This window comes from Bacillus sp. FSL W8-0920, assembly GCF_038593215.1.
GTDB classification, from domain to species: domain Bacteria; phylum Bacillota; class Bacilli; order Bacillales; family Bacillaceae; genus Bacillus; species Bacillus pumilus.
Genome location: NZ_CP151974.1, coordinates 1848968 through 1861039, shown reverse-complemented (window position 1 = coordinate 1861039; position 12072 = coordinate 1848968). Strand labels below are relative to the sequence as shown.

Sequence of the window (12072 nt, the reverse complement as noted above, 5' to 3'; positions counted from 1 at the left end):
ACAAGTTGTCAATAAAGAACGACGCAGAAGACAGAGCAGACCTGATCATCCATACAATGAGGCGCCTCGCCACACGAACTGTTTTATTCCACCAAGCGGCCGCACAATCGCTTGGCCTTTTCCCAACAGACCTCAAATCAGCCGATTTATTAAACGAACTCGGTCCTCTCACAGCAGGAGAATTAAGTGAAAAAACAGGTCTTAGCTCAGGTGCGGTCACAGCTCTGATTGACCGCCTTGAAAAAGCGGGCTACGCCAAAAGAGAAAAGGACCCAAAAGACAAACGAAGAGTCATCATCGTTCCATTAACAGCAGGGAAATCACAGGTAAAAGAACTCTTCCAATCCTTATCGGCATCAACAAAACTGCTCACAAACGAATACAAACGAGAAGAATTAGACTTAATTATTCAATTTATTACCGAAGCAGCAGATATTATGGATCAAGAGCTGCAATTGCTTAAGTCTAAATCGTAAGAGAGCACACTGTTGCGGGTGTGCTTTTTCTATGAGCTGTTCAAATAAGATAATAAAAATTTGCAGATTGGTCGATTAGTGACCACTTCCTTACCATGTAAGTGTTCTACAACACTTTTATAAAATGGAGCAACTCAAACGGTTTTAATCAAAGGATGGTTGTAAAAGTCGCCTTTTAATTATTACTGACGATGGCGTGGCTAAGGCGTTCTATTAAAACACGGATTATTTACATATTAAGTACTGTTTTTGTATCTATATTCCTATTTAATGACAAACTTCATGTTGGTAAAATTGACCTTGTCAATGAATAGGAAGGAGTGACTTCTTCTGGGCAAGATACTTGATGCAAAAGCACTAACAAGTGCCATGGATGCAAGGGCAAAACACTACCAGGAACTCCGTGAACAAATGGTAGATTTAAAAAAAGCATTACAAGGTGTTTCTAACCTCGGTGATGATTTCACTGGAAAAGGTGCCGATAACATTAAAAGCTTTTATAAAGAACTGGCTGGAAATGTAGATATGTTTATCAGCTTCATTGATAAGCAAAAAGCCTTTCATGAAGGTGTTTCTGGGACACTTGATGATACGAGTTTTGGCGGCGAAACCTTCGTAGAAGAACACTTTTTAGACAACGCTGTACATATGGGCATCAAAAATGCCAAAAGCATTGTGAAGGATCAAAAAAAGGCGCTTAAAACGATTTTTCAAGACATCGACGACCTCATTTCTCTAGAAGTATTTGATAGTCAAACCTTTGATGAAAAAATTGCAGATGCGGAAGACGAGCGAAAAAAGACAGTGAAAGACCTAAGAGAGCTTGATCAAAATGTAAAAGATGAATATGCTTTGTCAGAAACGGAGCAGCAAGCTACAATGGCATTGTATACGGAAATGATGAATGCCACAAATGACGGAAAAGCCATTTCGCCTATGAATTTTGACAAGAAAGCGTATCAAAATAGTGAAATCTACAAGGCAAAAAGCGATATTGAGAAGCAAACTTCTGAATATCTGAAAATCAAAAAAGAACAAGAAGAGGCCCGTGAGATTGCAAAAGAACAAGAAGCACTCGCCAACCGTCCTTGGTATGAAAAAGCACTTGATTATGGCGGAAATATCGTGAATGAACTGACTGGCGTGAACGATGCAAAACGCGCCGCAACAGGCGTTGACCCGATTACAGGCGAAGAACTTGCCGCAGGACAGCGCGTCGCCGCAGGCGGCATGGCAGCAGCAGGTTATATCCCAATCGTCGGATGGGCAGGTCGTATTTTCAAAGGTGGAAAAGCCGTCTATAAAACAACTCAAGCCACATCAGCCGCAGTGAGAGCAGTCGACATTTACAAGACATCGCAAAAATCCTTTGACGCCTTAAAAACATCTCAAAAAGGCTTATATGGTCTCACCGCCACCAACGGCTTCAGCGAAGCGATTACAGGGCGTGATATGTTTGGGAATAAGATCTCAAAAGAACAGCAGGAAGCGAGTATGAATGCGGCTCTGGGAATGCTTTTGCCGTTTGGGGCGAAAGGGATTCACGGTAAAATAGGGGTTAAGGCTACAAATAAAAACAAGTCATATGAGCAATCTCGAAATGAAGCATTGGTTTGGTTGGAGGAAAGAGGCTTCAAATCTGAAAAACAAACCTTTGGAAAATTTGGATATACTAGAAATAAACCTATAGGTAGACAAACTGAGGACGGTAAAGTAGGTTTCCGAATTGAACATGATAGTAGAAGTGGTGCTCATATTAACGTTTGGGCTGGGAAAGAAAAGGGACCGCATTTTCAATTTGATGCATCCGAAAAAACAGTTAAAAAAATACAAAAACATTTTAGATAAAGGGGTTAATTTTATTGAATACTTATGATGAAGATCTAATAAAGGATTTGGAATTAAAAGACCTTCTTAATTGTGTCAAAGTAAATAAAAATCCAGAAATTTATTTAGATTTAATAGAACAAAAATTTGAATTTGATGGGTCGAAAATAGATTGGTTACAAACTAATAACCATCATAGTAAGAACTCAAATAATGAATCTTTACTTCCTGATGCTCTTCTATTTATAACTGAATTAAAAGAAAAATATTTAGCTAATAACTTACAAGTAATTTACATAGGGGATAATCTTACAGAGTTTGGGTACCAGTTTGAATTAAAGCATATAGAAGAGTTACTAGTCTATTTTTTAGATATCCCACAGCATCACTACTTTGTACCATTAGAAGGTGATTGGTGTATTTGCATTTCTTATGAAAACTATTTGGATTTCGGTTTTAGTTTAAACAAGAAATAATTTTAAGCGTCACGTATAGGAAAAATAAAAGATTATAGAAAGTAGAAAAACCTTGATTGACTTTATGCCTTTCAAGGTTTTTGCGTTTATTGGGCTTTAAACCGAGAAAAAGCCGACAAAAAGGGAACCTTTTTCAGCGTGGATCATCAGTACATATTGTGTGAATAAGAATGCCAAAAGCATTGTGAAGGGTCAAAAAAGGCATGTGAAACGATTTTAAGGACATTCATGACCTCATTACGAAGGGTTTGTTTCTATCACGAAAAAAAGACAAAGGACTAAAATAAACATTACAAGTCTGAAAGCATACTCATACGGGTGTGCTTTTTCTTATAACAAAATAGCACCCAAAAACCTGCACAGCATTTGCTGAAAACATTTGGGCTTCTTTGACGCAGGGGAGTTGATTAGACTTATAACCAAAGGGAAGAAGGGAGGAATTCGAACTGCACTTAACCAAAAGGGGTACGACTTTATTATCGATGCTGATTCACACGACATCTTATTTATCAATTGAAGATTTACAGAACCGACTGAATGTCTCTACTCGAACCGTCTACTCTGAAATCAAACGAATGAATAGCTGGCTGAAAACTCATGAGCTTAGTGGCGTTCAGCGAAAAGATCAACTTGGCTACTACTTACTCACACATGAAAAAGAAGTCATTATTCAAAAAGCGAACACCATTCTCGTTGGTTCTGATTATGAACCATGTGTAAAGGAAAGAAGGGCGATCCTGCTCTTATCCATTGCATGCAGTGAGAAACGTCTAAAAATTGATGATTTTATGAAACTGACCAAAGTGAGCCGAAATACATTGCTTGAAGATATGAAACAGCTAAAAGAAGCACTTTCAAAGCAGCAGCTCACGCTTCACTATCAGGCAGCCTGCGGCTATTTGATTTCAGGAGAAGAAAGAATGATTCGATTGGCGCTGAAACCTTATATTCATTCCATTCGCACCATGATAAAAAACGAAAAAGCGTTTCCATCTTTTTGGTTAAAGGGGCCCATTTCATATAACAGGTTAAAACATCTCCTCGAGCAGTCAGAACAAGAGCTTAAGCTCGAGTTTGCAGATGACATGCTGGATCAGCTCTCTTTGGATCTCTTTTTCTACTTTAAGCGGATGAAGCTAGGACGTGCTGTACACCTTTCAAACGAAGAAAAGTGTACATTGCAGGAAACAGATGAATGCTTGGCGGCTATTCGTTTCATGGCACGAATTCAAAAAGAAACTGGCCTTCAAGTTCATGATGATGAAATCTATTTTCTTAGCACTCTATGGCTCAGCGCCAAGAAACAAAAGCTTCCATCAAGTCAAAAGCCAGAAGAGCATCTCATTCGCACCATTGCCAGACAAATGATTGTTGATTTTCAGCGATATGCATGTATCTCCTTTCAAGAGTACGAAGCCTTGGAGCAAAACTTAACCATGCATCTCATCCCTGCCTATTACAGACTCATCTATCACATCGATATCAACAATGAATTAACAGAATCTATTAAAAAAACACAGCCAGAGGTGTTTGACATCACTCAAAAGGTCGTATGCCATTTAGAAAAGGCGACCTGCTCCAAGATAAGTGATCATGAAATTGCTTACGTGGCGATGCATTTTGGTGGTTGGATGAGAAGAGAAGGGATTTCGCCAATTGTGCGGCGTTCTGTATACATTGTTTGCGGCGAAGGAATTGGCACAAGTCATATGCTGAAAACACAGCTTATCGAATTAATCGGTTATATCGATGTACGTGATCTATTATCAAAGCGCTCATATGAACAGCTGTCATCGATTGATGTCGACTTTGTTGTGTCAACAACACCTATTTCGTTTAAAGGAAAGCCAGTTCATCTCGTTCATCCCATCCTTACTGCCTATGAAAAAAAAACCTTACTTCAATATGGAGAAGGTGCAGAAACTAGGTTTGATGAGAAAAATGTGAACGCTTTATTCAACATCATTCAACAACATACCATCGTACAAAATGAAAATGCACTGCTTCGTGATCTTAAAGCGCTACTGCATCCCGCATATGTATCCCATCAGAAAGGGTGGAAACCAGTGTTAAACGATTTATTAACAGAAAAAACCATTCATCTCCAACAAACAGCAGAAACATGGCAAGAGGCCATCACAAAAGCAGCGCAGCCTTTACTCGATCAAAATGCCATTCAGAAAGGTTATGTGGAGGCCATGATTCAGTCCGTTCATCAAAATGGACCTTATATTGTGATCGCGCCACAAGTAGCCATTCCGCATGCTAGACCAGAGGACGGCGTGAACGAATTAAGCATGTCACTCATGTCATTCGAATGGCCCGTTTTTTTCTCTAAGGATGAAAAAAAACAAGTTCGTCTCATCATTGTGCTAGCAGCCATTGACAGTATGACCCACCTGAAAGCGCTCAAACAGCTGACCATGCTGTTAAGTGATGAAAAACGGAGGAAACAACTGGTTGAAGCAAAGGAATTAGCATCGGTGCAAAAACTAGTTGATCAATTTTCACAACGATAAAGGAGGAAAAAGAGAATGAAAAAAATTCTTGTTGTGTGCGGAAACGGATTAGGAAGCAGCTTTATCGTAGAAATGAATGTCAAAAAAGCATTAGAAGAGTTAGGGCTTGTAGCTGAAGTGGACCATACCGATCTCAGCACAAGTAAAAATGAACTGGCTGATCTATATATCGGAGCAACAGACATTATCGATCAGCTGGATGACGGCACAAGAAAGGTCGCTGGATTAAATAACTTGTTAGACCAGGAAGCTATTAAAGACATCCTTCGTAAACACATTTAAGCCACGAAAAAGGGGGATTCACATCATGATAGAACTGATCATGAATGATATATTGGGCACACCAGCCATTCTCATCGGTTTGTTTGCACTAGCTGGTTTACTTTTGCAGAAAAAATCAGCTGCCGATACAGTATCAGGCACCTTAAAAACAACGATGGGTTTTTTAATATTAGGAGCGGGCGCCACAGTCGTGTCTGATTCACTTGGCGTTTTTCGGAAAATGTTTGAAGCAGCATTTCACATTCAAGGGGTTGTCCCAAATACAGATGCCATGGCGGCCATTGCCCAAAAGGAATTCGGGACACAGACGGCTCTCATTATGATTTTTGGCATGCTGGTCAATTTATTATTGGCAAAATTCACCCCCTTTAAATACGTCTTTTTAACAGGACACCATACCTTGTATATGGCTGCAATGCTCGCAGTCGTTCTTTCGACAGCAGGAATGCAAGGAGCGCTTCTTGTCACTATCGGTTCAATTATATTAGGGACCGCTATGGTCATTGCACCCGCTATTCTTCAGCCATTCACAAGGAAAGTCACTGGAAGCGATGATCTTGCGCTTGGACACTTCAGTACCTTCGGTTATTTTACAGCGGGAATGATCGGAAAATGGATCGGTTGTCCAGAGAGATCAACAGAAACCATTCAAGTGCCTAAATCACTCGGCTTTCTACGAGATACATCTGTGGCCATTTCAATCACGATGGCTTTGCTCTTCTTTGCGATTGCACCGTTTGCTGGGATTCCCTTTATAGAACAAATGAGTGGGGGCACGAACTTCGCTGTCTTCATTCTCATCCAGGCGATAACCTTTGCTGCTGGTGTGTACATTATTTTAGCCGGGGTTCGGATGGCAATCGGTGAAATCGTGCCTGCTTTCAAAGGGATTGCCGATCGTTTTGTGAAAGGGGCAAAACCGGCACTTGACGCACCAACCGTTTTTCCATTTGCTCCAAATGCAGTCATTATCGGTTTTTTATGCAGCTTTGCAGGAGGCATTGTATCCATTTTTCTTTTACCTTTGTTTGGTTTAACTGTCATTGTTCCTGGTCTAGTCCCGCACTTTTTTTGCGGCGCTACAGCAGGAGTGTATGGCAATGCAACAGGAGGCGTGAGAGGGGCTGTCGCTGGGGCATTTGCAAATGGATTGCTTCTTTCTTTTTTACCTGCTTGTTTATTACCTGTGTTAGGAACCCTTGGTTTTGAAGGGACAACTTTTGGAGATACAGACTTTGGTATCATCGGAATCTTGATTGGATTGATCAAGCTTTTATTTCAACTGTAAAAAGGAGGATTCTGAGAATGACAGCCATTTTTTCACCTTCACTGATGTGCATGGATTTAACGCATTTCCGCGAACAAATTCATATTCTCAACACGAGAGCAGATCGATATCATGTCGACGTCATGGATGGTCATTACGTGAAAAATATCACCTTATCACCCTTTTTCATAGAACAGCTTCGAAAACTGACAGATAGACCAATTGATGTGCATCTTATGGCAGAATACCCCCAAGAATTTTTAATCGATGCCTGTATTGATGCAGGCGCAAGCATGATCTGCTTACACCCAGAGGTCGTGCAAAGAGACGTTTTTAGGATCATTCGGCATATTCATCAAAGAGACTGTGAGGTCGGATTTGTCTTAAATCCCGCCACACCAATTGCAGTGTTAGATACCTATATACATTTAATAGACCGAGTGACGATCATGACGATTGATCCAGGCTTTGCTGGACAGCCTTTTATTAAAGCAATGCTTCGTAAAATCAAAGAGGTGAGAAAGATAAAAGAGCAAGAAGGGTACTCTTTTTCAATTGAAGTAGACGGCTCCTGTAATGAGAGCACGTTCCGGCTGCTTGCTGAGGCTGGAAACGAGATCTATATTATCGGTACCTCAGGTTTATTTGGACTTCACCATCAACTTGATACAGCTTGGGAGACAATGAAGCAATTGTTTTCAAAAGAAACAGCCTCAATTGAATCACGTTAGTAAAAGAGGATGAAACCCATCCTCTTTTTTACGCAACTTTACTAAAACATCGTATCTAACCAAAACATACTCGGAAACAAAATAAAAAATCATAACTTCACACTTGAAAGCGCTTTATCAACGTGTTATCCTTCAAATATCTTTAGTAAATATTTAGTCAAAAACCAAGAGGAGTTTGCCTATGACCACACTCAAAGATATTGCTCATGATGCAAAAGTGTCCGTTTCTACTGTATCCCGTGTGTTAAATGGCGATCAAACCCTTGCCGTTTCGCACGCAACAAGACAAAACATCCTCGACATTGCAAAGAAGCTAAACTATACCCCAGTGAGAGCAAGAAAAGCCGATCAAACAGAGGAAAAAAGCCCATCTGAATCCCCAATCATCGGTATCGTTGTCGCTCAATCCATTGACGAAGAATTAAATGACCCCTTTTTTTCATCGATTCGAAAAGGAATTGAAAAAGAATATGCCAAACAAGGGCTCTCCACCCTCCATACCTTTCGCCTGAGAAGCATAGATAAAGGGGCGATGCTAAAGGATATTGACGGTTTGATTGTCATTGGACGAATTAGCCCTGATACGGTGGAAAAAATGACAAATCGAATGGAACACATTGTTTTTATTAATCATTATGCGGATGAGGATTTGTATGATTGTGTACATGTCGATTTTGTCAGAGCGGCAGATCGAGCGATTCGCCATCTGCAATCGCTTGGCTATACACATCTAGGCTATATTGGCGGAAAGGAGCGAGAGCATTATTTCGAAGGTAATGCTGTGATTGAGGACGAAAGACAAACGACGTTTATGAAAAGAATGCAAGAGGCAGGAGGTCTTCATCTGGATGACATCCATATTGGGGAATACTCCATGCAAGAAGGCTATACGCTCATGCAGAAGGCCATTAAAAAAGGAAACCTGCCACAAGCCTTTTTTATTGGAAGTGATTCAATGGCGATCGGTGCAATGCGAGCGCTCAACGAAGCGGGTCTACGTGTTCCTTTCGATGTATCCATTGTTGGGTTTAATGACATTGAAGCCGCTTCATTTTCAAGCCCGCCGCTTACAACCGTCAAAGTATATACAGAAGAAATGGGGGAAGTCGGTCTGAAGCTTTTGCTTGAAAGAATAAACGGCAGAAAGCTTCCTCTAAAAGTCGTCGTGCCAACAAAACTCATCGAACGAGGCAGCACATGTCTCATCCATGAAAGGGGGTGAACCCGAGATTTCAGCAAACAAAAAAGAGACAAAAAAGCAGAAAGCAAGCTGCTAGCATGATGGCCAGATCATGCGAAGAACAAGGCAGCCTACCGGTATGCTCTCTTATCTCTTTGAAAAGAATAGAATTCCAGTATAATGGACTTCTTTTGTTTCCGCAACTGCATGAATTCTACCGATTATCGTCTGAATTTTCAGTGATTAAAAGGAGGAAACCATGAATAAAAAAATCATGCTACTCACTGCGGCCTTTATCTTGACCATTCTTTTGTCTGCTTGTAGCAATAGCGGAACGTCCGAAGCAAACGGAAAGGTCACCCTAACTCTCTTTTCGACGATGAGCAACAGCGGGGAAAGAAAAGCGTTTGAAGAAGTGATTCGTGAGTTTGAAAAAGAGCATCCACATCTTCGGATCGATGCCAACTTCCCAGGCAACAGCTATGAAGATACGATCCGCGTCAAAATGGGGGCAAACGATATGCCGGATCTGTTTGACACACATGGCTGGGCAAAACTGCGCTACAGCGAGTATGTGGCTGATTTAAAAGAAATGGATTGGGTGAAACAGCTTGATCCTTCACTCGATCAAATTTTAAAGGACCAAGATGGCAAAGTATACGCGTATCCGCTGAATCAAGCAAAAGACGGGCTTAGCTTTAATGCCAATCTATTAAAGGACTATGACATTGAAATCCCTAGAACACTTGATGAGCTAAAATCCGCTTTGCTGACAGTGAAGGAAAAGAGCAAAGGAGAGGTTGTGCCGCTCTGGATACCAGGAGGAGACAACTCAAATATCGCCCAAGTCTTTGATGAACTCGCCACACCTTTATTGATCACCAGTCCAAACCACCGATACGGAAAAGACCTTGAAAACGGATCATTTGATTGGTCTCTCTATACACCGCTTGCACAGTTCATGAAGGAGCTGAAGGATCAAGATCTTTTAAACAAAGATGTCCTCACAGCAAAACTATCTCAAGCACCTGAACTGATGGCACAAAACAAAATAGCCTTCACCTTTGTCGGAGGCTCATTAGGACCTGAAGCATCTGAACTCAATCCATCGATCAAAGTAGGGACGATGCCAGTTCCATCTATTCATGAAGGAGATAAGCAAAGCTGGATTGGAGGAGAACGGTTTACGGTCGCTGCTTGGAAAGACTCCAAGCATCTAAAAGAAGCAAAACAATTCATTGATTTTCTCGCAAAGCCTGAAAATGCGAAAAAGATCGCAGAAGGCACATCCTCTGAAGCAGCCTTAAAGCAAGTAAAAGCGAAAAACTATTACTCTACGTTTTACGATCAATACGAACAGGTGAAGATTGAACCGTATTTCGATCGAAAATACTTACCAAGCGGCATGTGGGCTGTCATGGCAACATCGGGTCAAGAATTATTAGCAGGCTCCATCACACCAGAACAGTTATCGAAAAAGATGGAAGAGGAATATAAGCGTCTGAAAAAACAATAGCAGGCTCATGCTGAAACAGGAGTGAAGCCAATGAATGACATCACAAAAGCACAGCAGCCAGCCGCATTCACCTCTTTACCAAAGCAGAAAATGAAAAAAAGCCAGAATTCATCCCTTTGGTGGATGTACTTGCCAGCTGTTCTCGTCGTCAGTACCTTTATCATTTATCCTTTTTTGAACGGAATTCAGCTATCTTTTACGAATTGGAATGGGTTCTCACAAACTTATGAATGGATTGGGCTGGATCAATATAAGCGCCTGCTTCAGGACCCAACGACATGGCTTGTTGTTAAAAATACACTTCTATACGGCATCGGTAGCACCATCTTACAAAATATCATCGGACTTGGATATGCTCTTTTATTAAATCAAAGCTTAAAAATGAGAGCGATCGCAAGAACAATTGTCTATTTACCTGTCATGATTAGTCCGATTGCGATGGGCTATATTTGGTATTTTGTGTTTGCTTACCAAGGCGGTGCCTTAAACGATGTGGTGACGCTTTTTGGATTTGATCAAATGAATGCGCTTGGCAATCCGCAACTAAACACATGGATCATTGTGCTCGTCAACACCTATCAATTCGTCGGGATCGCAATGATCATTTATTTAGCAGGACTGCAAAGCATTCCTAAGGATTATTATGAAGCGGCACAATTAGACGGTGCATCCAGCCTTCAGCAGTTCAGGCGAATTACATTGCCTCTCCTTATACCGTCTATCACCATTAATGTTGTGCTGAATGTCATTGGCGGGCTCAAACTCTTTGATGTCATTGTGGCGCTTACTGGCGGCGGACCTGGAGATTCCTCGCAATCGATGTCGACCTTTATGTATGATCTGTATTTCAAACGTCAGGATGCAGGCTATGCAGCAACTCAAGGGGTCTTCATGGCGGTCATCATCCTTGTCATTAGTGTCGCAGCGTTGATGTATTTCAAACGAAAGGAGACCGAGGTGTGATGGAAAATGCCTTTAAACGTAAGAAGAGATGGTACACCTTCCTCGCCCTTTTGGTGACATTGCTTCATCTCATTCCATTTTATATCTTGGTAACGACATCATTAAAGGGGATAGGAGATTTCAGTTCAAAATGGCTGTTTCCAAAAGCGCTTCATCTTGAAAACTTTCGCACGGCATGGACAGAGGCTCAGCTTGGCCAATCCTTTTTCAATACCGTGATCATTACGTTCAGCTCTGCTGTATGCCTCATCTTTCTTGGCTCCCTTGCAGCCTATCCGCTCGCAAGGAGAAGCACAAAGCTAAATCAAGCAGTTTATGTTTTATTCATCGCCATTATGGTCATTCCACCACTCACAGCCCTTGTCCCTCTCTATAAAATGGTCGTTCAAATCGGGATGATGAACACCTATCAAATCGCTATTTTAAATAATGTCGCTGCTTTTTTGCCGCTAACGATTTTCTTATATGCAGGCTTTATCCGGTCGACCATTCCAAAGGAGCTCGAAGAAGCAGCCCGTATTGATGGAGCGGGGACACTTAGAGTTTTTTTCACCGTCGTTTTTCCGCTTCTGAAACCCATTACCGCTTCTGTTTTAATCATTGCCTGTGTGTATATTTGGAACGACTATCAATTTGCCATCTTCTTTTTGCAAGATAAAGAGATGCATACACTCACAGTCGCCTTATCCCATTTTTTTGGTCAAAATCAACATCAGCTTCAGCTCGTTGGTGCTGCTGCGCTCATTGCAATGCTGCCGATGGTGACGATGTTTTTACTGTTGCAAAAATATTTTATCGCAGGGCTTTCACAAGGCTCTGTCAAAGGATAGTTCAA

At 41.2% G+C, this 12072-nt stretch carries 11 protein-coding genes; all 11 read left to right on the top strand.

The genetic code is table 11. From position 1 onward, the window contains the following. Positions 1-56: 56 nt before the first annotated feature. Positions 57-476, top strand: a complete 420-nt coding sequence (locus NSS78_RS09270; protein WP_249118389.1) for a MarR family transcriptional regulator — start codon at positions 57-59, stop codon at positions 474-476. A 330-nt stretch (positions 477-806) separates the two neighbouring features. Continuing rightward, positions 807-2324 (top strand): T7SS effector LXG polymorphic toxin, encoded by a 1518-nt coding sequence (locus NSS78_RS09265; protein ID WP_342468378.1) that lies wholly within the window; start codon positions 807-809, stop codon positions 2322-2324. Positions 2325-2338: 14 nt separating this feature from the next. Further along, positions 2339-2779 (top strand): rhs-associated protein, encoded by a 441-nt coding sequence (locus NSS78_RS09260; protein WP_212046441.1) that lies wholly within the window; start codon positions 2339-2341, stop codon positions 2777-2779. A 446-nt stretch (positions 2780-3225) separates the two neighbouring features. Then, positions 3226-5298, top strand: coding sequence for a BglG family transcription antiterminator (locus NSS78_RS09255; RefSeq protein WP_282959910.1), 2073 nt, complete (start codon positions 3226-3228; stop codon positions 5296-5298). Between the two features lie 15 nt (positions 5299-5313). Then, positions 5314-5580, top strand: coding sequence for a PTS sugar transporter subunit IIB (locus NSS78_RS09250; protein ID WP_137054524.1), 267 nt, complete (start codon positions 5314-5316; stop codon positions 5578-5580). A 25-nt stretch (positions 5581-5605) separates the two neighbouring features. Further along, on the top strand, positions 5606-6868 hold the full coding sequence (locus NSS78_RS09245) for a PTS ascorbate transporter subunit IIC (RefSeq protein WP_212046443.1): 1263 nt from the start codon (positions 5606-5608) through the stop codon (positions 6866-6868). 17 nt (positions 6869-6885) lie between these two features. Then, positions 6886-7578, top strand: coding sequence for a D-allulose 6-phosphate 3-epimerase (gene alsE / locus NSS78_RS09240; protein WP_212046444.1), 693 nt, complete (start codon positions 6886-6888; stop codon positions 7576-7578). 181 nt (positions 7579-7759) lie between these two features. After that, positions 7760-8800 (top strand): LacI family DNA-binding transcriptional regulator, encoded by a 1041-nt coding sequence (locus NSS78_RS09235; RefSeq protein ID WP_212046445.1) that lies wholly within the window; start codon positions 7760-7762, stop codon positions 8798-8800. Between the two features lie 217 nt (positions 8801-9017). Further along, complete coding sequence (locus NSS78_RS09230) at positions 9018-10274, top strand: ABC transporter substrate-binding protein (RefSeq protein ID WP_212046446.1); 1257 nt, start codon at positions 9018-9020, stop codon at positions 10272-10274. A gap of 30 nt (positions 10275-10304) precedes the next feature. Further along, positions 10305-11237 carry a sugar ABC transporter permease gene (locus NSS78_RS09225; protein WP_050944858.1) on the top strand — a complete coding sequence of 311 codons (933 nt, stop codon included), beginning with the start codon at positions 10305-10307 and terminating at the stop codon, positions 11235-11237. Continuing rightward, a complete protein-coding gene (locus NSS78_RS09220) occupies positions 11237-12067 on the top strand; it encodes a carbohydrate ABC transporter permease (protein WP_212046447.1) in 831 nt (276 codons plus the stop codon). The genes NSS78_RS09225 and NSS78_RS09220 overlap by 1 nt, the downstream gene beginning before the upstream one ends. Positions 12068-12072: the final 5 nt, after the last annotated feature.